Source organism: Vibrio sp. R78045, assembly GCF_042466085.1.
GTDB lineage: Bacteria > Pseudomonadota > Gammaproteobacteria > Enterobacterales > Vibrionaceae > Vibrio > Vibrio cyclitrophicus.
The window spans coordinates 834,527-857,843 of record NZ_JAXHBS010000018.1; the positions used below are offsets into that span (position 1 = coordinate 834,527).

Genomic DNA, 23,317 nt, shown 5'->3' on the forward strand with positions numbered 1-23,317 from the left:
GTTGCTTTGCTTTTGATAGTGCTTTATACGAGATAATTGCTCAGTCAAATTAGCGACGACTGGCGATGCATTCAATAATCAGGTTCGAAAACAGCTCTGGTTGTTCAAAATGAACATTATGACCCGCGTAATCAACCTGACTATATTCAAAGCCACTATTATCAGCTAGCTCCATGAATTTACGATCTTTTTCACCACACACATAATGCAATTGATGCTCATGAGATTTTAATGTGGCACGTAAATCTGGTTGCTTAGCTAATGAAGTCGATAACAACATATTTGCTACGGATACTCCAAGGTTACCACTACGCTTTATGACCAAAGTTTGTCTTTGCTCATGATTTAGTGAAGAAAAGACGCTTTGTTGATACCAATCGTCTAAAACATCTTCAATCGACTGCTGTGCAAAGCGAACCGCCCATTGCGTATCATGTACTAACCTTTGCGCTCTTTCTTCATCACACTCCAAACCAAAATTGCCACCTTCGATGATAACTTTTTCTAGGTTAAGTGTTTCAAAGCAAGGGCTTGTCACCCCATACATAGCGAGCCTACCTCCCATCGAGTAACCAATAACCACGATAGGATAGTCTGCAGGAAGATCGTTAAGAGCAAGCTGAGAAGTAATGCATTGAACGATTTTCTTGCAGCAATGGTCAAAGCCTACCGGGTCGATAAAGCGACTTTGTCCGTGCCCGGGCAAATCTATGCAAAGACGAGGAAAGTCCTCTAGGAATGGATGACATGCGCTCCAATCATCCCCGCTTCCGAGTAAACCATGTAAAAAAACAAGCAAAGGTTTATCAGAAGATACTTTTGAAGCTGGGTAATAATTGGAGTAAAGCATGTAAAGTCCTTAGGCTAGTGCCTCGGTGAGCATTGAACTGAATTGTTTCAGTAAAGTAGACGCTTGTTCGGGAGGCGTCTTAACTTCCACGATCAAGGTACCTTGACCTTGTTCGAAATGTTGTTCGATGATTGTTTGATACCCATTCAAGGTTTCAGGCGCAGCATAACCGAGCTGGAATTGCGCAGCGGCATGTTCAAAACCGAAACCATGAGGCATTTGATATAGAGATTGTTTTTGTTGCTCAGGAACGGGCAACAAGTCAAAGATCGCGCCACCGTTATTATTGGTCACAACAATAACCATCGGCGTTACATTGTGAGTAAGCAGAGCCAGTGAGTTGAGGTCATACAACAAAGAAGTATCACCAATCAACATCAATAAGGGATTCTGGTTGGCTTTCACTACACCCGCAGCTGTAGCCACCAAGCCATCAATGCCCGATGCACCACGATTACTGTAAACTTGATTCGCAGATATTGATGACAGCATATCCACCAGCCTTACCATCAAGCTGTTTCCCACAAACAACTCTCTGTCTTTAAGTCTAGTCGACAAATCAACGGCAACGCTCAGCTCGGTCAGTTGGTCGTTGTTAGATATCTGTGCCAGCGCCAATTGTTGAACGGTATTCGCGATTTCTACCAAAGGTGCCGCCCAACCTGCATGTTGACCTAACAAGGTAGGTAAATGCTGCTCGGACACCCACGATTCTATATCTGCACCAATGTGAGTTTGAGGCAGATGATCTTGATTGATACGGTGTGTATCTGGTGACACAACAATGTATTGAGATGCATCGAACAATACAGCTTGCCACTTAAGCCATTGGTTGAGCCGCTTGGATACAATGCGCTCACCGAACTGAAGGATGAAATCACATTGGTTAAGTTGTTCTTTCGCTACGTCAATCTGCATCCACAGATCATAATGCTTCCAATCACTTGTGATACCTGATTGAGGGTCGCAGAATACCGGCCATCCCAAAGTAGAAGCGAACTGCTGTACTTTCTTCGCCGCTTTTTTGTCAATAGAGCCAATAATCACGACACCTTTGCGTGTCACATAATCGCCAGGCGCGACTGGGTGAACATTAAAATGATTTGGCAGACAAGTATTAGAATAAGGGCTTGTTGAAGTGTTCCACCCCACTACACTCTTTGTGTAGTCAGCATATATCTCAGCACTGTTGGCTGAATAAAGTGGCTCTGGAAACGGGCAGTTGATGTGAATGGCTCCGCCGACACTGCGTTGTTTAGCGAGTGCTTTATCAACGGATGTCAGAAGCCAATTCAAAGAAATTCGTGTCGTTGGGCTTGGGAGATTTAAGGCCGTTTCAACATGGGAAGAAAAAATCCCCTGTTGTTGAATAGCTTGGTTGGCACCACAATCGACTAAATCAATTGGCCGATCAGAAGTCAGCAAAATAAGCTTCTCTCGTGTCAGCCCAGATTCAGCCGTCGCTGGCAGCAAGTTTGCAACAGCAGTACCAGAAGTAACAATCACTGCAACTGGCTTATCGCTGGCTTTTGCTAAGCCCAGCGCAAGAAAACCAAGACCACGTTCATCAAAATGCGTGTGTAAGGTTAACTTAGGATTAGCTTCAGCTTCGAGAGTTAACGGTGTTGAGCGAGAGCCCGGCGCAACACAAACATGTTCAACACCGTTGCGTGCTAGCTCTTCAAGTAGCGTGTTACACCAAACTCTATTTAATACGGCTTGGTCGTGATTCATGACGCCACACCTAAGGGTGGGTGGTCTGAAATCAAACTCAGGAGAGTCGACATCTTCTTGTTCAACTCTTGCCACTCATGTTCGGCAACCGATCCTGGCACGATCCCCGCGCCCGCAAACAGTTGTACTTGATCGTTTACAACCAAAGCACTTCGAATCGCGACACAAAATTCTGCTCGTCGATGGCTGATGTAACCAACTGAACCCGCATACCAACCCCTCGCAAATGGTTCATGTTCAAGAATGAAGTCCATCGCCTCTTTACGCGGTAAACCAGCAACCGCCGCAGTCGGCTGCAATGCAGCAAGCAACTGCACACCGTTGATACCATTATTAAGTTGAGCGTGAATATTACGCTTCAAATGCTGCACCTTACGCAGACGCACAAGACGGGCATCTTTTTCAACATGCACCGTTTGGGAATGAGGCGTCAAACGCTCAATGATATCGTCGACTACATATTGGTTTTCATTGAGGTTTTTGCTGTCTTGAGAAAGCCAATTGGCTAGCTCCATATCCTCGGTTGCGTTCTCCCCACGACCAATAGTTCCAGCAAGTGCTTCGGTATCAAGCTCCGTACCATGTCGGCTATATAAACGCTCTGGCGTCGAACCGATAAAGCTGTGTTTCGAATCCAATACCAACATAAAGTGAAAGCTGTGATGATTCTGCAGATAACTGGCTTTAAGTAATTGCGCAGCACAAATCGGCGCATCAAGCTGCAACGTGGTTTTACGAGCCAAAACGACTTTCTTGTACTCTTCATCGCTGATGCCCTTCAGGACTTTATCGACCAAGCTGTCCCACTGTTCTCTTTCTGGAACATGTTGAATCTGTTCGATATGCGCAGATAAAGGAGCCAATATCGCCGCTTCAACCGAAAGCTTGTTCAAAGCATTAATAGCAGCGACACGATCAGGAGACAAATTAACGGCTAACGACCATGTATCGTCAAAACGGATCAATTCAACCTGAGGAAGGAAGAAAAACGATTCCATACAACGACGGTTCTTTGCGGTATGTCCATCAAACGAACGTCCGCCCCAAATTCGTTGGTCTTCGCCAAGAATAGCGTATGCCGGAGCGGGATCGGAAAAAGTATGCAGTTGACCGAGTGCGACGACCTCTTCACGAGTGTCACGCGACTGCCAGTAGAACTTAGGAAAGAGCGGTTGAGCATGAAGCCATTCAATGAATGCAAACGATGGTTTTTGCGTTAGAACTTCAACACAACGAACTTCGCTTGCTTGGGCATTTTGTACTCGCTCAATCAAAGCGGAGATAGTTTGCTGGAAATGTGACAAATCGACCTCGTTCACATCTAAATTATTATTATATTAGTTTGATACTTTATGGGCAGCACCCACTTAGATCAAGAATGTATAAAATCTTTTGAACATTCCTGTGATTCTAAGCGATTCAGCGTATTTATTCATCTTAGCGAACAACCACAAAAGCGATTAATTAAAATTTAGATAATAGCGACAAAAAAAAGACCAAACGTGACACTGAAATGCGACATTCATCAGATTTTTATTCTATCAAACCCCATTTTGCGGTACTTTAATAAAGTATTTAAATTAATTTCAGGAAATCGGCAATGCAAAATATCGGGATGTCGTCAAAACTCAACAGCGTATGCTACGAAATCAGGGGGCCTGTACTCAAACATGCTAAGCGCATGGAAGAAGAAGGGCATAAAATACTGAAGCTTAATATTGGTAACCCCGCCCCATTTGGTTTTGACGCCCCTGATGAAATCCTTGTTGACGTTATCCGCAACCTGCCGACATCTCAGGGTTACTGCGACTCAAAAGGCATCTATTCAGCCCGCAAAGCGGTTGTTCAGCATTATCAAAAAAAAGGTCTGCGTAACCTCGATGTAGAGGACGTTTACATTGGTAACGGCGCGTCAGAGCTTATCGTTATGTCTATGCAGGCGCTACTTGATAATGGTGATGAAATCTTAGTTCCCGCTCCGGACTACCCACTATGGACAGCATCTGTTGCGCTTTCTGGTGGTACACCGGTTCATTACCTATGTGATGAAGATGCCGATTGGTATCCAGACCTAGATGATATGCGTGCGAAGATCTCACCAAAAACTCGCGGTATCGTTCTTATCAACCCGAACAACCCAACGGGCGCGGTATACAGTCGTGATTTCTTATTACAAGTTGTTGAGATTGCTCGTGAACACGGTTTGATTATTTTTGCCGACGAAATCTACGACAAAGTACTTTACGACGGTGCTGTACACACATCAGTGGCTACACTTGCTGAAGATGTATTAATGGTCACTTTCAACGGCCTATCTAAAGCTTATCGCGTATGTGGTTTCCGTGGTGGTTGGATGTTCTTAACCGGTCCAAAACACATCGCGAAAGGCTACGTTGAAGGGCTTGAGATGCTCGCCTCTATGCGTTTGTGTGCCAACGTACCAATGCAGCATGCAATACAAACCGCATTAGGTGGCTATCAAAGCATCAACGAACTGATTCTTCCGGGTGGTCGATTGCTTGAACAGCGTGATCGTGCATGGGAACTGATCAACAAAATCCCTGGCGTTTCTTGTGTGAAACCAAAAGGCGCGATGTACCTGTTCCCTAAGATCGACACCAACATGTACAACATCAAAGACGATCAGAAATTCGTGCTCGATTTCCTTAAGCAAGAGAAGGTGCTATTAGTTCAAGGTACTGGCTTCAACTGGCCGAAACCGGATCACTTCCGCATCGTGACTCTACCGCACATCGAAGATCTAGAAACCGCGATTGGTCGTCTAGAGCGCTTCTTGCAGACTTACAGCCAAGATGACATCACTAGTGATTAATGAACCCAAAGAAAAATGACTACAATTTACTGTTTTAAAAGACTTTAATTTGTATTCATTCGCTTCTATGCTTAAGAGGCTCCTGTTTAGGAGCCTTTTTTGTAACCGCTGTCTCGCACTATTTGTGAGAAAACTATTGCGAGTGGAGCACAGTTTAGAAAGGACGATTATGAAACAAAGCCATTTCTTTGCCCATCTAGCACGCATGAAGCTTATCCAGCGTTGGCCTCTCATGCGTTCAATCTCAAGCGAAAACATTTCAGAGCATAGCCTACAGGTTGCGTTCGTCGCGCACGCCTTAGCATTGATCAAAAACAAAAAGTTTGATGGTCAACTCAACGCAGAGCACATTACACTGCTTGGCATGTACCACGATACCAGTGAAGTGCTCACTGGTGATTTGCCCACGCCGGTTAAGTACTACAACCCGGACATCGCCCAAGAGTACAAAAAGATAGAAGCAGCAGCAGAGCAAAGACTGCTTTCGATGTTGCCAGAAGAATTCCAAGATGACTTCGCCCCTTTCTTAATCTCTGGAACGGCAAGCAAAGAAGAACAAAGCATCGTCAAGCAAGCAGACACCATCTGTGCTTATCTAAAATGCCTTGAAGAACTCAGCGCGGGCAACCACGAATACGAGCAAGCTAAACGTAGATTGGAAGAGACTCTCGAACAACGTAAAAGCCCAGAAATGGATTACTTTCTCACCACCTTTGCACCGAGTTTTGAATTATCACTGGACGAAATCAGCTAGCTAGGTATAACTTGAGTGTAATTAGCTAAACAAATCAAATTGATAGGTGCTATTTTGACTTCTCTACTCGAACCACCATTTGAACTCGAACAAGAATGGCAACATCGAAACGACGATGAACATAAAATAAGACGTGATGACCATCGTAGTCCGTATCAACGCGATCGTGCGCGGGTGCTTCACTCTGCGGCTTTCCGTCGCCTACAAGCCAAAACTCAGGTACACGGTACCACCGTCAACGACTTCCACCGCACTCGCCTTACTCACTCTCTTGAGGCCGCTCAGCTTGGGACAGGTATCGTCGCTCAACTGAGGAAAAAGCAGCCAGAGTTTCGAGTTCTATTACCCTCGGACAGTTTGATTGACTCACTGTGTTTGGCGCACGATATTGGCCACCCACCTTATGGGCATGGCGGTGAAGTCGCACTCAACTACATGATGCGCGACCACGGTGGTTTTGAGGGTAATGCCCAAACGTTTCGCATTGTCACTCAGTTAGAACCTTATACCGAACATCACGGTATGAACCTATCTCGACGCACTTTGCTGGGGTTGATCAAATACCCTTCACTGCTTAGCGAAGTTCAAGCCAAGACTCAATCTCAACCTGTTAAACACCAACGACAGCTCCGAGCGCGAGATTGGATGCCAGCAAAAGGTATTTATGACCACGATGAAGAGTTATTCAACTGGGTACTTGAGCCACTTTCGAGTAACGACCGACAGCTTATAAAGCAAAAAAGAAAGTCGCACACCGAGCCACTTGAGCACAACAAGACTAAATATAAGTCGCTCGACTGTTCCATCATGGAGTTAGCTGACGACATCGCATATGGCGTACACGATTTGGAAGATGCGATTGTGCTAGGTTCAGTGACTAAAGCTCAATGGGTCGATTCTGCATACCCTCAGCTCAGAGAAATGGCTGACCCTTGGATTTGTAAGCACTTAGATTCAATTACAGAGATGCTATTCTCGGGCGAACAGTATCGTAGAAAAGATGCGATTGGTGGGATAGTCAACGCACTGTTGACCAGTATTTCGATTAAACGCGTTGATGAAAGCTTTGAGAACGTACTTTTGGCTTACAATGCAGTGCTTGAACCAAGCATGGACGGCACGCTCGATAAGCTGAAACACTTTGTCAGCGAGTTCGTTATTCAAGTGCCTCAGGTTCAGGTCATCGAATACAAGGGCCAGCAGATCATCATGGATATGTTTGAAGCATTCAGTGCTGACCCTGAACGTTTGTTACCACTGCCAATCAAGAAGCAATGGCTACAACATCAAGACGATTCAAGAAAGATGCGCGTGATTGCCGATTACATTTCGTCAATGACTGATGATCTTGCGCAGAAAATGCATCAGCAATTATTTTCAGCTCATACAGAGTTTTAAGTGCTCAATCACTTAAATATCGGGGAACGGCTTAATCTAAATAGTTTTTCTCGAAGACACCTGGTGGCATTTGATTGATTTGAAACTGAATCATTTGGTCAAATGCCGTTAACAAAGGGCTAAAGTCTCGGTCATTTTCTAACAAGCGCAACAGATGATAACCCGCTTCTACTGTGGATAGACTGTTTTCACTGGGTGCTTTGCGAATTCGATAGTTACCCTTGAGGTCTTTCGGCAAGTGAACCGTTTTTAACGCATGCAAGTTACTCGATACCTGCCACATTTTGAACGCCTTCTTCCACGTCCCATCCAATAAAATTACACGTAGCTTTTTATTTGAATAAGTTACCGACTTAACAGGAACAGAATGTTCACTCGGGTATAAAATCACGTGCTGATAATGTTCATCGGCCAGCAATATGTTCAGTTGCTCGTTGTTAGAAAAGTCTTCACCGACAAACGTCACACTGTTATTTAGAGATAACGAGAGGATACGCGCAGTTCCCATCGGACGATGCTCTTCTGATGGGTGTTGAAGAATGATAAGCTCAACATTTGATTCGAGTGGTGTAACCCACTGACAAATACAAGCTTTCAAAGCCTTGCTGCATTGGGGGCAATAACGAGACATGGATTTAATGTGTACCCTGTATTAATTTTCACTTCACTTTTATGCGTCTTATTCCAATTTGAGCCAATACAAGCTTGGGTCGTTTGGGATAGCAATGCGATTGCCGAGGGGCAATGGTGGCGAATCCTAACAGGAAACTTTTCACATACCAACTACTCGCACCTTCTGATGAACCTAGCAGGCTTATGGATCATCAGCTATCTGTTTCAACCGAGTAAAAAACCGCTTGCTCTTGCTATGCTTGTGATTAGTTTAGTGACTGGGGTCGCTTTGTTGTTTTCGAGTATTCAGATCTATGTTGGCCTATCTGGCACTTTGCATGGGTTATTTGGCTTATTCGCTCTCAATGAAGCGCTGAGCGGCAGGAGGTCCAGCTGGCTCCTAGTGTTGGGATTAATAACTAAGATCGCTTGGGAGCAGCTTATTGGCCCTTCGAGCACGACTGGCGAACTGATTAATGCTCGAGTAGCCATTGAAGCCCACCTAGCAGGTGCTATCGCTGGAGGCTTCATGGCTATGGCGTTATGGCTACCGAATAAAAAGTAACCCTCAATAACCCGCCAAATTAAAGTTGAATTCGCTCACGATTCTTTTCAACCGTTGCCTCGCCAATACCTTTCACATTGACCAAGTCACTGGGTTTTGTAAATGCACCATGCTTATCCCGATAATCGACAATCTCTTGGGCTTTTTTGTCACCCACACCAACAAGTAATGCTGATAATTCCTCAGCCGTAGCTTTATTGATGTTTACGGTGATTTCAATGCCGTCGTACAACTCTGCCTTAGTCGGACTATCAGCAAACACTCCAGCACTCAGAGTAATTAGAAATGAAAGAAGTAATGTTGAATATATTGTTCGCATAAACCGTTCCTTTGTTCAAAAAAGGTAACTTATGCATTTACCGCGGCAGATAACACAATCACCAGATAAAAATAAAGCGGGTCACCTAAGTGACCCGCTTTGTTATACATCTTGTTTTCATCAGATTGTTTGTTAGCTCACAAATCTGATTTATCGGATAAACCTAACTTGCAAAGCAAAAGCCTTGTTTTGACTGACAGTAGTAAGAGACCAAAGTCATCTTGCTAGCCAGTTTAAGCTAACCTTAATGACCTTGACCTACTACGTAGTATTCAACATCTGCGTTTTCACGAAGTACGTTTAGTACGTTGGTCAGGTCTTGTTGGTTGCCAACTCGTTCCAGTTGAGCACCAATTTGAGTGCTGTAAGCTGGGTCGATTTCAGCCGTTACTTTAGAAAGTTCTACAACAACGATGTTACCGTCTTGGTCTTTAGATTGGCCAAACACCGCTTGACCGCCTTCAGGCTTCGCTAGAGCGAATACAGAAGCTGCCAATGGAGAGTTACGGTCAATTGTTTCAAGTTCAGTGAACTCAAGGTTGTTATCCGCTAATACTGCTTCATTGCCTTGCTTAAGTTCGTTCACTAGAGAAACACCTAACTCAACCGCTTGCTGCTCGGCTTGTACAGCAGACAGCGCAGCCACAACTTGATCCTTCACTTGTTCTAGAGGAAGAACTGTTTCGTCACGAGTCTCTTCTACACGAACAACAATCACGTGTTCAGGAGCCACTTCGATAACTTCAGAGTTTAGGCCGTCTTCTTTCACTTCTGGGCTCAAGATAGCTTGCATAACAGCAGGCGTCATCAATACTTCTGGTGCATCTACTTGAGAGATGAAATCAGTCGTTGTGATCTTAGCGTTAATTGCTTCTGCAGAGTCATCTAGAGAGTCAGGGAATTCAAACGCTACTTTCTCTAATTCAGTTTGCTGTTCGTAGAACTGGTCTACTGCGTGCTGGTCTAGAAGCTCTGTCTTAATCTCTGCCGCTACTTCAGAGTAAAGCTGAGCTTGAGATGCTTTCAGTTCGTCTAGCTTGATGATGTGGTAGCCAAAATCAGATTTAACTAAACCCGTTGTATCACCAATATTCTGAAGAGCAAAAGCGGCTTCTTCGAATGCTGGGTCCATAACATCACGTTCGATCCAACCTAGGTCACCACCAACTTCAGCACTGCCGAAGTCATCAGATTTTTCTTCCGCTAACGTTGCGAAATCAGCGCCTGCGTTGAGTTCGTCCAGGATGGACTGCGCTTTCGCTTCATCGTCGCCTTGAACTAGGATGTGACTAACTTTACGCTGCTCTGAAGTTGAGTACTTATCTAGATGCTCTTCATAGTATTTCTGAGCTTCTTCATCACTCACTTTAAGCTGCGACTTAAGTGCTTCGGCTGAAAGTTCGATGTAAGACACCTTAGCTTGCTCTGGACGAGTGTAAGCTAATGGGTTTTCAGAGTAGTACTGTTCAATCTGCTCGTCGGTAAGCTCAATGTCTTTCGCTAAATCAGCAACAGAAAGCGTCACAGTACGAATATCACGAGTTTGAGCAATCAGTTTGCTTTGAGTATCGATTTCGCCTTGAAGAACAAATTCACTGCCTTGAAGTGCAGTAACAAGTTGATTACGCATTAGGTCACGACGCATGTATTCAGCGAAGCTTTCTGCACTGAAACCTGCACGACGTAGTGCTGATTGGTAAACTTCTTGATCGAATTGGCCAGCCGTTTGGAACTGAGGCATTTCTAGAATCATGGTACGGATTTGAGAATCGCTGATTCGTAGACCTAAAGACTCAGCTTGCTGCTCAAGTAGAACATCGTTGATCATGCGATCAAGGACTGATTTACGGAAAGACTCTACGTATGCAGGGTCTGCAAGCATTTGAGCGAAGTAATCGCCAAGTTGAGATTGCATGCGATTACGTTCGTTTTGGTAAGCTTGTTCAAACTCGCCACGAGCAATTTCTGTGTTGCCAACTTTAGCTGCTGCGTTGTTACCGCCACCGGTGATGTAGCTGCCTACACCTGCGAATACGAATGACAGGATAATCAACCCAAGGATAATTTTTACCGCGATGCTATTCACGCCTTCGCGTAATCGATCCATCATAATTTAAGTGCTCTCCGGATATGAAGCATTGGCTTCAAAATAAAAATCTATTCACGCGATATTATCAGAAAAAGAAATGCGCATCAGTAGGATGCGCATAATTTAAATAAGTTCAATGTGCTTTGCACACATACTGCCTAAGAATGAAACATCATTGTTCAAACAGTAAACGCATGTTAATGCTTTCCCCTCTTCACATTCGAGGTTCCAGCAAACAAAAATTAGTTACATGCGTCTTTAAGTGCTTTACCCGCCTTGAAGCCAGGTACTTTAGCTTCTGCGATTTGGATCTCTTCACCAGTTTTTGGGTTACGACCTGTACGAGCAGCACGAGTACGAACACTGAAAGTACCAAAGCCAACAAGTGCAACTTGGTCACCTGATTGTAGCGTTGTGCCAACTGCTTCGATGAAAGCGTCTAGAGCGCGACCAGCTGAAGCTTTAGAGATGTCTGCGTTTTCTGCGATTGATTCTACTAGTTGTGTTTTATTCACTGTTTTTCCCCTATGTGTCATCTGTGACTAAATCTCGATGACTGTACGTTCCATTTTGGTTTTTATTTCGCCGCAAGCCTTATTGCAAAAGGGATTGCCGCTTTAGCGAATAACTTAGCGTCCAAAAAAAACGCTGACAAGCCTTTTCGAGCCTATCAGCGTAATTCTTTACTTATTTTTGCTACGCATCACTATTTTTTCACGTCAAACTCGACCCCTGACGGATCTCGTTCTAGCGCAACCTTAAGAACTTCATCAATCCATTGGACTGGAATCACCTTCAAGTCAGCAATAACGTTGTCTGGAATCTCTTCCAAATCACGCTCATTGTCTTTAGGAATCAAGACTGTTTTGATGCCACCACGGTGAGCTGCAAGCAGTTTTTCTTTCAAACCGCCGATAGGTAAAACTTCACCTCGTAGGGTAATTTCACCAGTCATACCCACCTCAGCTTTTACAGGATTACCCGTTAAGCTAGAAACAAGTGCAGTACACATTGCAATACCCGCGCTTGGGCCATCTTTTGGTGTCGCACCTTCAGGCACGTGAACGTGAATATCGCGCTTCTCGTAAAAATCAGTGTTGATACCTAGATTTTCAGCACGAGAGCGAACCACGGTCATTGCCGCCTGAATCGACTCTTTCATCACATCACCCAATGAGCCGGTTTGCGTTAGCTTACCTTTACCTGGCATTGATTCAGTTTCGATTGTCAGTAGGTCACCACCCACTTGAGTCCACGCTAGACCAGTTACCTGACCAATACGATTGCTCTCATCCGCTTTACCAAAGTCATGACGTTGAACGCCTAAGTACTCTTTCAGGTTATCAATGTTAACCGTTACAGACTTAAGGTCGCTGTCTAGCAAAATGTTTTTAACTGCTTTACGACAGATCTTAGAGATTTCACGCTCTAGGCTACGTACACCTGCTTCACGCGTGTAATAACGAATAATGCCGATGATTGCAGAGTCTTCAATCTCAATTTCATGAGGCTTAAGACCGTTGCGTTGAACTTGCTTGTCCAATAGGTGGCTCTTAGCAATATTCAGCTTTTCATCTTCTGTATAACCAGACAAACGAATCACTTCCATACGGTCCAGAAGAGGGCCAGGAATGTCCATCGAGTTCGACGTCGCAACAAACATAACATCTGACAGATCGTAATCTACTTCTAGATAATGATCGTTAAATGCGTTGTTTTGCTCAGGGTCTAGTACTTCTAGAAGCGCTGAAGATGGGTCGCCACGCATATCAGAAGACATCTTGTCGATTTCATCTAATAGGAACAGTGGGTTTTTAACGCCAACTTTAGACATCTTCTGGATAAGTTTACCCGGAAGAGAACCGATGTACGTACGACGGTGACCACGAATCTCAGCTTCATCACGAACGCCGCCTAGCGCCATACGAGTGTACTTACGACCCGTTGCCGCAGCAATAGAACGACCTAGAGAGGTTTTACCAACGCCAGGAGGACCAACAAGACAAAGGATTGGACCTTTCAGTTTGTTGATACGGTTTTGTACAGCCAAGTATTCAAGAATACGTTCTTTAACCCGCTCTAAGCCGTAGTGATCTTCATTTAAGATCTCTTCCGCTTTCGCTAAATTCTTTTTAACTTTTGAACGCTTAGCCCAAGGAACGCCTACCATCCAATCGATGTAGCTACGTACTACTGTTGCTTCAGCAGACATTGGCGACATCATTTTCAGTTTTTGCAGTTCTTGCTCTGTTTTCTCACGAGCTTCTTGAGGCATCTTAGAATCTTCGATTTTCTTCTTCAGAGTCTCGAATTCATCCGGTGCGTCGTCCATCTCGCCAAGTTCTTTCTGAATCGCTTTCATTTGCTCATTCAGATAGTACTCGCGCTGAGATTTCTCCATTTGTTTCTTAACGCGGCCACGAATGCGTTTTTCAACTTGTAGGATGTCAATTTCTGACTCCATTTGGCCCATCAAGAATTCCAGACGTTCAGTGACATCTAAAATTTCTAGAACGTGCTGCTTGTCTACCAATTTAAGTGGCATGTGCGCAGCAATCGTATCAGCAAGGCGAGCAGCCTCATCAATACCGTTCAGAGACGTTAGAACCTCTGGTGGAATCTTTTTGTTTAGCTTAATAAAGCCTTCGAATTGATTGATCGCACTACGAACAACCACTTCTTGTTCTTTTTCGTCAAGTTCTGAAGTAACAACGTATTCGGCATCCGCTAAGAAAAATTCACTTTCTTTGAATTGGTGAATTTTTGCACGCTGCTGACCTTCGACAAGTACTTTAACCGTACCATCAGGGAGCTTTAGTAACTGAAGAATGGTAGCGACTGTACCTACGTTAAATAGGTCGTCGATTGAAGGCTCATCAGTGTCCGCTTCTTTCTGCGCTACAAGTAGTACTTGTTTGTTAGCTTCCATTGCCGACTCAAGGCAAGTAATCGATTTTTCACGACCAACAAACAATGGAATAACCATGTGTGGGTAAACCACTACATCACGTAGAGGTAGCACGGGGATTTCGATACGCTCGGAACGTTCCAAGTTCATATATTTCTCTCTTCCGCTTTAACTTATAAAGCAGTATATGGGGCTTAAACGACTGGATTCAATGGAAGAATAAAAAAAAGGAGGTAATTGCTTACCTCCTTTTTCAATTTGAGCGTGTGGTCCAAAAAAGACCTACTCTGCAGCAGCTGCTTGATTATCTGAGTTACTGTAAATCAACAGTGGTTCTGACTCACCATTAATTACCGACTCATCAATCACAACTTTGCTTACATCAGTTGAAGATGGCAGTTCGTACATAGTTTCCAGTAGAACACCCTCCAAAATAGAGCGTAGACCACGAGCACCTGTTTTACGGTTCATTGCTTTCTTAGCAATGGCACGTAGTGCGTCTTCGCGGAATTCTAACTCTGTATCCTCAAGTTCAAATAATGCAGCGTACTGTTTTGTCAGTGCATTCTTTGGTTCACAAAGGATTTGGATTAGCGCTTCTTCATCAAGCTCTGTCAGTGTTGTTGTAACAGGTAGACGACCAATGAATTCTGGAATTAGACCATACTTCACTAGATCTTCAGGTTCTACTTGAGTGAACAGTTCACCGATAGTTTTGGTTTCGTCTTTAGAACGCACTTCTGCGCCAAAGCCGATACCGGAACCTGTTTCTACACGTTGCTCAATCACCTTATCTAGGCCTGCAAACGCACCACCACAGATAAATAGGATCTTAGATGTATCCACTTGCAAGAACTCTTGCTGTGGATGCTTACGACCACCTTGAGGTGGAACTGAAGCAACGGTGCCTTCAACAAGTTTTAGCAGAGCCTGCTGTACACCTTCACCAGACACGTCACGCGTGATGGATGGGTTTTCAGCTTTACGAGAAATCTTGTCGATTTCATCGATATAAACAATGCCACGTTCCGCTTTCGCTACGTCATAATCACATTTTTGAAGCAACTTCTGGATGATGTTTTCAACATCTTCGCCCACGTAACCTGCTTCGGTTAGTGTCGTTGCATCTGCCATTGTGAAAGGAACGTCTAGGAAACGAGCCAATGTTTCAGCAAGGAGTGTTTTACCACTACCAGTAGGGCCGATAAGAAGAATGTTACTCTTACCTAGCTCTACGCCTTCAGCTGTCGTATCACCATTACGCAAACGCTTGTAGTGGTTATATACCGCAACTGCTAGCACTTTTTTCGCGTATTCTTGACCGATTACATAGTCGTCAAGATGCTCACGAATCTCACGCGGCGTTGGCAGCGATTCCGATTCTTTCTTAGGAAGAACATCTTTAATTTCTTCACGAATAATGTCGTTACAAAGATCGACACATTCATCACAAATGTAAACAGAAGGACCTGCGATTAACTTGCGAACTTCGTGCTGGCTTTTGCCACAGAAAGAGCAGTAAAGCAGTTTACCGCTACCACCCTCTTTGCTTTTGTCTGTCATTCGCTAACCTCTTAGCCTTTACTCTCTATGTTTGAGTGTATAACAATTTGAATCACTTTGCGTTAAACAATTGCCTTGCAATTATTGACCGCGGTGATTAAGAACTGAATCCACCAAACCGTATTCTACTGCTTGATCAGCAGACATGAAATTATCACGATCTGTATCACGCTCAACAACTTCTAGAGGCTGGCCTGTATGCTCTGCCAATAGTTTGTTTAGCTTTTGTTTGATCGTTAGGATCTCTTGCGCGTGAATTTGAATATCAGACGCTTGGCCTTGGAAGCCGCCAAGTGGCTGGTGAATCATTACACGTGAGTTTGGAAGCACGTGACGCTTACCTGGAGTACCACCCGCTAGTAAGAACGCACCCATAGAGCAAGCTTGACCCATACATACTGTGCTCACGTTTGGCTTGATGAACTGCATTGTGTCGTAGATCGACATGCCCGCTGTTACGCTACCGCCAGGTGAGTTGATGTAAAGATAGATATCTTTGTCTGGGTTTTCTGATTCCAAGAAAAGCAGTTGAGCCACGACAAGATTTGCCATGTGGTCTTCCACTTGACCGGTTAAGAAAATGATACGTTCTTTTAATAGACGAGAATAAATATCGTAAGAACGTTCACCACGGGAAGTCTGTTCAACCACCATAGGAACTAGTGCGTCCATAATCGATGGCATTGTATTTTTTTCTTGGTAGCTCATATTCTTATGTCCCTAAAATAAATGGCCCGAATGATTAAATCATACGGACCATTGTTAGCAGAATTGTTGACCGTACGTCAACCTTCTACGTCAGATATTACTATATTAAGCAGGTTGCTGATTCATTAGCTCGTTGAAGCTAACTTCTTTATCAGAAACTTGAGCTTTAGCGATGATTGCATCAATAGCTTGCTCTTCTAAAGCAACATTGCGCATGTTGTTCATCATTTGCTCGTTTTGCTCGTAGTAAGCAATAACTTCTGTTGGATCTTCGTATGCTGTAGCCATCTCTTCGATGATAGCTTTAACTTTCTCATCATCAGCTTTTAGCTCTTCAGTCTTGATTACTTCACCAAGAAGAAGACCTACAACTACGCGACGTTTAGCTTGCTCTTCGAACAACTCACGAGGAAGTTGGTCAGCAGCTTCAGTGTTACCACCGAAACGTTGAGCAGCTTGTTGACGTAGAACACCGATCTCTTGATCGATTAGAGCAGAAGGTACGTCGATGTTGTTTTCGTTAACTAGACCGTCGATAGCTTGCTCTTTGATGCGGTTCTTAACAGCTTGCTTAAGCTCGCGCTCCATGTTCTTACGAACTTCAGCTTTAAGGCCTTCAATGCCGTCAGCAGCACCAAACTTAGAAACGAATTCTTCGTTAAGCTCTGGAAGTTCACGAGCTTCAACTTTGTTCAGCTTGATAGAAAACTTAGCTTCTTTACCTTTTAGGTTTTCAGCGTGGTAATCTTCTGGGAAGTTTACGTCGATTTCGAATTCCATACCTGCTGTTTTACCAACGATACCGTCTTCAAAACCAGGAATCATGCGACCAGCACCCATTTCTAGTGGGAAGTTCTCAGCTTTACCGCCTTCGAACTCTTCACCGTCGATAGAACCAACGAAATCGATAGTTGCACGAGAACCAGCGTCAGCAGCAGCTTCAACTTCAGTCCAAGTTGCTTGTTGCTTACGTAGAGTTTCGATCATCTCTTCAACGTCAGCTTCTTTAACTTCTACTGCTGGTTTCTCAACAGTGATGTTTTCTAGACCTTTCAGCTCAACTTCTGGGTAAACTTCAAAAGTTGCATTGAATACTAGGTCAGCGCCTTCGTTGTTTTCAACTGGTGCGAAAGTAGGTGCGCCAGCTGGGTTGATTTTCTCTTTAACGATCGCTTCGATGAAGTGACGTTGCATTACTTCGCCCATCACGTCTTGACGTACTGCTTTGCCGTACATTTTAGCAACCATCTTCATTGGCACTTTGCCTTTACGGAAACCATCGAAACGACGATTTTTCGCGATGTTGCGTAGTTCAGCTGTAACTGCATCTTCGATGTTAGCAGCAGGAACAGTAATATTAAGACGGCGCTCTAGGCCTTCTAGCGTTTCAACAGTAACTTGCATTATATAAACCTCAAAACTGGCTCAGTAATCTGAGCATATGAGCCGTAACTTAGCTTTAATTCAAAAGCCGACGTTGTTGGCTGCATCCTTGTGTAGTGCTCTATCCGAACACCTAATTTAAAATCGAGCATTGATGTTTGAATTGATTATTCAACTAAACACCAGACTAATCAGCGATATCTTCGTTCTTCACACGCCGACTAAAACGCAACAAAGCTTGTTTTCAGAAACAAGAAAGGTATCTCCGATTAGCCTCAGGACAGAAATTTTAGACGCGACATTCTAGCGATCTGTTTAATCTCTGTCGAGCCGTTCGCCTCTGCTTGATGATGAATGCTCTAAATTCGTCCAACTAAATGATAAAAAAACGATCAAAACATCACTTAGCACAACAGAAATGGGGACAATAGCGACTTTTTCAAGGGAATCGAGGCCTTTTTTTGCTAAAAACCTTAAAAAGAGATCTTGCTCTTGTTTTACCCCTCAGAGTCGATAACTTTTTCAACAATCTCCGTTACAAAGCCTTAACCTACCACCATCTGTTATCTCTCTATTTTAAGAAAAAACTACCGCTAGTTGCTGTCATAAACGAGAAAACACAGGTGTATTTGTTTACCTAGAATTTAGCGGAGAGCGTTCATGTTTCGAGCTTTAAGAATCCCTTTACTACTGCTCATCACCTATGTCTTGCTGATGGTTCTCGGTGGTCACTGGGTATGGAGCACAAGCCATCAAAGTTTGTTAAATGATCACCAGTCTAAGTTAGATCGATTTTCCGTTCATATTTCTAGCCAATTGGATAAGTTTGCCCATATCCCAGAACTGCTCTCAAAAGATAAAGAACTAGTCGATGCCCTACACTCACCAAGTAATTCCGCGCAAATCGAGCTGACTAATCGCTATCTAGAGCACGTAAACACAGTAATTCAAGCGTCCGACACTTACCTACTCGACAGTATCGGTACCACCATAGCTGCTAGTAACTGGAACCTGAAACACTCTTTCGTTGGACGTAACTTTGCTTTTCGTCCCTACTATCAACAAGCAATTCTCGGCAATGAAAACCAGTACTTTGCTTTAGGTTCTACCTCGGGAAAGCGAGGCTATTATTATTCTTACCCTGTCTCCTACGCGGCCGAAATCATTGGCGTGATTGTCGTAAAAATGGATTTATCACTGATTGAAGCAAGTTGGAAAGGAAAGCAGAGTTTTTTTGTTGCCGACGATAAAGACCAGATTGTTTTTATGTCGAGCAAGCCTGAATGGTTGTTCAAAAGCCTTCAACCTTTAGATAAAGCGCAAAAAACTCGCATTCAAGAAAGCAGACAATACCTTGATACCAAGATCGAGAGCCTTCACTTTTCAGGAGACTTAGAAAGCGCCACCAGCAGCATTCAATCACCACACCAGCTCGTAAAAGAACGTTTTTTTACTTCATCACGCTTCCTCGATGACCCGAAACTAACTGTCAGAGTATTTTCTCCAACACACTTAGTTTGGTGGGATCTCATCGCTTACCTTGTGGTGCTGAGTTTAGTGTTTGCCATTATCTATCTCACGATGCAACTCAACCATCACCGCCAACAAAGGCGTACGCAAATCGATAGGCTACAATCTGAAGCCAAACAAAAACTCGAGTTTCAAGTCCTCGAAAGAACCTCTGAACTCCATATCGAGATCAAACAGCGTATCGAAACAGAACGGGTGCTCAGGCAAACACAAGATGAGCTTATCCAAGCCGCTAAACTAGCGGTATTGGGTCAAATGTCAGCGAGCATCAGTCACGAACTGAATAACCCACTCGCTGCGATTCGCAGTTATGCCGATAACGGCCGACTGTTTCTTGCAAAAGAAAAGACCGAGCGTGTTGATGACAACCTATCTCGAATTTCATCACTCACCGATCGTATGGCGAAAATTAGCCACCAGCTTCGCTCCTTCGCAAAAAAGTCCACGGCGGAAGAGCTACACACATTGCAGATATTGCCTGTTCTTCATTCCTCTAAAGAGCTGATGAAACCGCAATTGAAAACTGAGCGAGTCAAAGTAAATGAGCTCCCTGAAACCTTCAATGCTTGCGTGCTCGCCAATGCGATTCAACTGGAACAGGTAATCATTAACCTACTGACCAATGCAGTTCAAGCTATGGAAAATCAAGAAGATAAACAATTGGCTATCCTGTTAGAGATTAGGGAATCAAATAATGAACAATCAAAAACTCTGTTGATTCACGTTGATGATAATGGCCCCGGCTTTATATCACCTTCGACGGGAGGTTTTTTTGAACCCTTCCATACCACCAAAAAAAATGGTCTTGGACTCGGGCTATCGATTTCTCAACAAATAATCGGTGGAATTAACGGAAAACTGTTGACCGATAGCAGCCCACAAGGTGGCGCTCGTTTTAGTATTGAACTCCCAATTGTGCCTGATGAGCACCGTGCACGAACAGAACGCGCGCAAGCAGATTAAGGCTAACTCATTAAATTAGCTAACTTCACAAGCAAACAAGCAAACAAGCAAACAAGCAAACAAGCAAACAAACTCAACGATAATTAGAACAAAAGAGTAAAGGAATAAACTATGTGTCACGTCTATTTCATTGATGATGAATCCGATCTAAGAATGGCCATTGAGCAAAGCTTTGAACTTGCCGAGATTGACGCCGAATTCTTTCCCGATGCAGAATCTGCGCTGATCGCCATCCAGAAAAATGGTCTTCCCCACGTGATCATTACCGATATCTGTTTGCCGGGTATTTCTGGGCATGACCTACTCAGCACGGTCATGCATAAAGACAAAGAAATCCCGGTCATCATGATCACTGGTCATGGTGATATCTCAATGGCCGTTCAAGCTATCCATAACGGTGCCTATGATTTCATTGAAAAGCCCTTTGCGAATGAACGCTTAATTGAGACGACCAAACGCGCCATCGAAAAACGCCAGTTAACTCTCGAAAACCAAGAACTGAAGCGCTCGTTGAAGGCGAGTAAGGCACTAGGACCGAGAATCATTGGTGACACACAATCTATGACAGAGCTACGTTCTATCATCACTCATGTTGCCGATACCAACGCCGATATTTTATTGTTTGGCGAAACGGGGACGGGCAAAGAGCTAGTTGCTCGTTCTCTGCATGAACAAAGCAGTCGCCGAGAGCAAAACTTTGTTGCGGTCAACTGTGGCGCCGTTCCTGAAAACCTGATTGAAAGTGAGCTCTATGGTCATGAAAAAGGTGCTTTTACGGGAGCCGAAAACAAACGTGTAGGTAAGTTCGAGTTCGCGCAAGGCGGCACCCTATTCTTAGATGAAATAGAATCCATGCCAATGCAGGCGCAAATACGACTATTGCGCGTATTACAAGAGCGAGTCATTGAAAGAGTCGGCTCGAACGGATTAGTACCGCTCGATATTCGCGTGATTGCCGCAACTAAAGTCGACCTAAAAAAAGCTTCTGAGGAAGGATCTTTCCGACAAGATCTCTATTATCGGCTCAATGTAGTTACTTTAGACTTGCCGCCATTGAGAAGTCGCCAAGAAGATATACCTGCACTCTTTCACCATTTCTTGCTCGTCGCGGCGGCTCGTTATGGCAAAACAGCCCCTGCACTTCCACAAACAGAACTGCACGCACTTTTAGCTCATGATTGGCCCGGAAATGTACGAGAATTACGTAATACTGCCGAGCGTTTTGTACTTTTAGGCAAGCTTTCTCATTTATCAGACAACACCGTTGAATCAAACCAGCATTTATCGCTAGCTGAGTTGGTCTCTGACTTTGAGAAAAGCACTCTAAAGCAAGCACTTATTGAGTGTAACGGCAGTATAAAAGAGACCATGGAAAGGCTGCAACTTCCGCGCAAAACCCTCTATGACAAGATGCAAAAACATCAACTTGCGAAAGAGTCATACCGACAGAGCGAAAACTAAATTAGATATGCGAGCAAGATCACCTATACTTAAACCGCTAACAGGATGTTATGCAATAAAGTTGATAGGAAAATGGTTATGGGTGAGAAAACAAAAGTTCCATCAATTACCGACACAATGGAGATCGACGGTGTTTATTATATCGATCAACATGTCGACTTAAACACGCCGGAACTAGAAGCAAAAAGAGCCCTCTATCAACAGAGCGACTCTTACTTGAACTTCGGTAGGAATATTGATGAGGAGGTTTAATACCTCCTCACCTTTTTAAAATGACATAACATCCTACTTAGTGATGATTTCTGGCCCCATCAACGTGTTTGGTAACCATGTTGATACCCAAGGTACGTAAGTTACGATAATCAGGAATAAGAACATCACGCCTACCCAAGGCAATGCCGCTTTCACCACGTTCATCATCGACATCTTGGCGACACCTGCTGTCACAAACAGATTAAGCCCCACAGGCGGCGTTATCATCCCTATCTCCATGTTCACCACCATCATGATACCTAGGTGAATAGGGTCGATGCCAAGTGCAATTGCAATTGGGAATACCAAAGGTGCTACGATGATCAGCAAGCCTGATGGCTCCATGAACTGCCCACCAATCAAGAGTAGAACGTTCACCACAATCAAGAAGGTGATCGGACCTAAGCCTGCAGAAAGCATAGACTCAGTGATCATCTGAGGAATGCGTTCTTCTGTCAGTACATGCTTAAGAATCAGAGCATTGGCAATGATAAACAGCAACATGATGGTCAACTTGCCGGCATCATAGAGCGTGTCTTTGGTGTCTTTATGAAAAAACGTTTGGAACACTTTCACCAAAGCAGGTTTTGTATTCTTCTTGTCCGCAAACGGCCCCATATCTTTGTAGATAAAATTGGCAATGAAAAACGCGTAAACCGCTGCAACAGCCGCCGCTTCCGTCGGTGTAAAGATACCGCCGTAGATACCACCCAAAATGATGACAATCAGTAGCAGACCCCAACTTGCGTCTTTTGCTGCTGCGAACATCTCACCCCAGCCCACAAAAGGCTGTGCAGGAATCTTCTTAATACGTGCTGCAATGTAGATAGCAATCATCAACATCACACCTGCCAACAGGCCAGGAATCACGCCACCGAGGAACATACGACCTACAGATACATCCGTCGCCGCAGCGTAAACTACCATCACGATTGACGGTGGAATCAAGATACCCAAAGTACCCGCATTACAGATAACCCCTGCCGCGAACTCTTTTGTGTAGCCGTTTTTGATCATACCAGCGATAACAATACTACCGATTGCCACTACCGTTGCTGGAGACGATCCAGATAACGCTGCGAACATCATACATGCCACAACCGACGCCATCGCTAAACCGCCGCGGAACCAGCCGACCATTGCGATAGCAAAACGGATAATACGTTTCGCCACACCACCAGTAGACATAAAACTAGAGGCCAAGATAAAGAAAGGGATCGCTAAGAGTGTGTAGTGGCCTGCAAATGCATTAAACAGCGTTTGTGCAACCGAAGCTAGTGACGCATCAGAGTGCATCAACAAGAATATGACGCTCGATAAACCAAGGGAAATCGCAATTGGTACACCGACCAACATGAAAGCAATTACCATTAAAAATAGAAATAACATTGCCAT

The 23,317-nt window shown here is 44.1% G+C and carries 19 protein-coding genes and 1 pseudogene; 7 read left to right on the forward strand and 13 right to left on the reverse strand.

Going from position 1 to position 23,317, the window contains the following annotated elements; translation table 11 throughout:
• Positions 1-49 precede the first annotated feature (49 nt).
• From menH to SJY39_RS25595, 3 genes are read right to left on the reverse strand one after another with little or no spacing between them, the layout of a single operon-like run.
• Positions 50-850: a 2-succinyl-6-hydroxy-2,4-cyclohexadiene-1-carboxylate synthase gene (gene menH, locus SJY39_RS25585; RefSeq protein ID WP_010439545.1), complete on the reverse strand. Its 801-nt coding sequence runs from the start codon at positions 848-850 to the stop codon at positions 50-52.
• A gap of 9 nt (positions 851-859) precedes the next feature.
• The gene (gene menD, locus SJY39_RS25590) at positions 860-2,584 is read right to left on the reverse strand and encodes a 2-succinyl-5-enolpyruvyl-6-hydroxy-3-cyclohexene-1-carboxylic-acid synthase (RefSeq protein WP_016767087.1); all 1,725 of its coding nucleotides are present in this window, start codon (positions 2,582-2,584) and stop codon (positions 860-862) included.
• On the reverse strand, positions 2,581-3,888 hold the full coding sequence (locus SJY39_RS25595; RefSeq protein ID WP_016767086.1) for an isochorismate synthase MenF: 1,308 nt from the start codon (positions 3,886-3,888) through the stop codon (positions 2,581-2,583). The genes menD and SJY39_RS25595 overlap by 4 nt, the downstream gene beginning before the upstream one ends.
• A gap of 296 nt (positions 3,889-4,184) precedes the next feature.
• Here SJY39_RS25595 and SJY39_RS25600 point away from each other — a divergent pair, with 296 nt between their 5' ends.
• From SJY39_RS25600 to SJY39_RS25610, 3 genes are all read left to right on the forward strand, one after another.
• Positions 4,185-5,417 carry a pyridoxal phosphate-dependent aminotransferase gene (locus SJY39_RS25600; RefSeq protein WP_372036961.1) on the forward strand — a complete coding sequence of 411 codons (1,233 nt, stop codon included), beginning with the start codon at positions 4,185-4,187 and terminating at the stop codon, positions 5,415-5,417.
• Positions 5,418-5,586: 169 nt separating this feature from the next.
• Positions 5,587-6,171: a 5'-deoxynucleotidase gene (gene yfbR / locus SJY39_RS25605; RefSeq protein WP_193846833.1), complete on the forward strand. Its 585-nt coding sequence runs from the start codon at positions 5,587-5,589 to the stop codon at positions 6,169-6,171.
• 54 nt (positions 6,172-6,225) lie between these two features.
• Positions 6,226-7,569 (forward strand): anti-phage deoxyguanosine triphosphatase, encoded by a 1,344-nt coding sequence (locus tag SJY39_RS25610; RefSeq protein ID WP_372263964.1) that lies wholly within the window; start codon positions 6,226-6,228, stop codon positions 7,567-7,569.
• Between the two features lie 31 nt (positions 7,570-7,600).
• On the opposite strand, the gene SJY39_RS25615 is transcribed toward SJY39_RS25610, so the two are convergent.
• The gene (locus SJY39_RS25615) at positions 7,601-8,200 is read right to left on the reverse strand and encodes a tRNA-uridine aminocarboxypropyltransferase (protein WP_010439531.1); all 600 of its coding nucleotides are present in this window, start codon (positions 8,198-8,200) and stop codon (positions 7,601-7,603) included.
• A 9-nt stretch (positions 8,201-8,209) separates the two neighbouring features.
• On the opposite strand from SJY39_RS25615, the gene rrtA reads away from it, so the two are divergent.
• Positions 8,210-8,746 (forward strand): rhombosortase, encoded by a 537-nt coding sequence (gene rrtA / locus SJY39_RS25620; protein ID WP_016767082.1) that lies wholly within the window; start codon positions 8,210-8,212, stop codon positions 8,744-8,746.
• Between the two features lie 19 nt (positions 8,747-8,765).
• Here the strand turns inward: rrtA and SJY39_RS25625 are convergent, their stop codons facing one another.
• From SJY39_RS25625 to SJY39_RS25660, 8 genes and pseudogenes are all read right to left on the reverse strand, one after another.
• Positions 8,766-9,065 (reverse strand): helix-hairpin-helix domain-containing protein, encoded by a 300-nt coding sequence (locus SJY39_RS25625; RefSeq protein ID WP_010439527.1) that lies wholly within the window; start codon positions 9,063-9,065, stop codon positions 8,766-8,768.
• Positions 9,066-9,309: 244 nt separating this feature from the next.
• Positions 9,310-11,175, reverse strand: coding sequence for a peptidylprolyl isomerase (gene ppiD, locus SJY39_RS25630; protein ID WP_372036959.1), 1,866 nt, complete (start codon positions 11,173-11,175; stop codon positions 9,310-9,312).
• 221 nt (positions 11,176-11,396) lie between these two features.
• Positions 11,397-11,690, reverse strand: a complete 294-nt coding sequence (locus SJY39_RS25635) for an HU family DNA-binding protein (protein ID WP_012604504.1) — start codon at positions 11,688-11,690, stop codon at positions 11,397-11,399.
• Between the two features lie 170 nt (positions 11,691-11,860).
• A complete protein-coding gene (gene lon / locus SJY39_RS25640; protein ID WP_010439506.1) occupies positions 11,861-14,212 on the reverse strand; it encodes an endopeptidase La in 2,352 nt (783 codons plus the stop codon).
• Positions 14,213-14,344: 132 nt separating this feature from the next.
• A complete protein-coding gene (gene clpX / locus SJY39_RS25645; RefSeq protein ID WP_010439502.1) occupies positions 14,345-15,625 on the reverse strand; it encodes an ATP-dependent protease ATP-binding subunit ClpX in 1,281 nt (426 codons plus the stop codon).
• 81 nt (positions 15,626-15,706) lie between these two features.
• Positions 15,707-16,333, reverse strand: coding sequence for an ATP-dependent Clp endopeptidase proteolytic subunit ClpP (clpP, locus tag SJY39_RS25650; RefSeq protein ID WP_004736080.1), 627 nt, complete (start codon positions 16,331-16,333; stop codon positions 15,707-15,709).
• A gap of 105 nt (positions 16,334-16,438) precedes the next feature.
• Positions 16,439-17,737: a trigger factor gene (tig, locus tag SJY39_RS25655; protein ID WP_010439497.1), complete on the reverse strand. Its 1,299-nt coding sequence runs from the start codon at positions 17,735-17,737 to the stop codon at positions 16,439-16,441.
• A 294-nt stretch (positions 17,738-18,031) separates the two neighbouring features.
• Positions 18,032-18,214 (reverse strand): annotated as a pseudogene (locus tag SJY39_RS25660) (hypothetical protein); the annotation flags it as partial.
• A 162-nt stretch (positions 18,215-18,376) separates the two neighbouring features.
• Here SJY39_RS25660 and SJY39_RS25665 point away from each other — a divergent pair.
• The 3 genes from SJY39_RS25665 to SJY39_RS25675 all read left to right on the forward strand — a co-directional run bounded on the left by SJY39_RS25665 (position 18,377) and on the right by SJY39_RS25675 (position 21,922).
• Positions 18,377-20,209 (forward strand): ATP-binding protein, encoded by a 1,833-nt coding sequence (locus SJY39_RS25665; RefSeq protein ID WP_016788634.1) that lies wholly within the window; start codon positions 18,377-18,379, stop codon positions 20,207-20,209.
• Positions 20,210-20,320: 111 nt separating this feature from the next.
• Positions 20,321-21,670 (forward strand): sigma-54 dependent transcriptional regulator, encoded by a 1,350-nt coding sequence (locus SJY39_RS25670; RefSeq protein ID WP_016784702.1) that lies wholly within the window; start codon positions 20,321-20,323, stop codon positions 21,668-21,670.
• A 78-nt stretch (positions 21,671-21,748) separates the two neighbouring features.
• Positions 21,749-21,922 carry a hypothetical protein gene (locus tag SJY39_RS25675; RefSeq protein ID WP_016767079.1) on the forward strand — a complete coding sequence of 58 codons (174 nt, stop codon included), beginning with the start codon at positions 21,749-21,751 and terminating at the stop codon, positions 21,920-21,922.
• A 33-nt stretch (positions 21,923-21,955) separates the two neighbouring features.
• Here SJY39_RS25675 and SJY39_RS25680 read toward each other — a convergent pair whose 3' ends face one another.
• Positions 21,956-23,317, reverse strand: a complete 1,362-nt coding sequence (locus SJY39_RS25680) for a TRAP transporter large permease (RefSeq protein WP_372263963.1) — start codon at positions 23,315-23,317, stop codon at positions 21,956-21,958.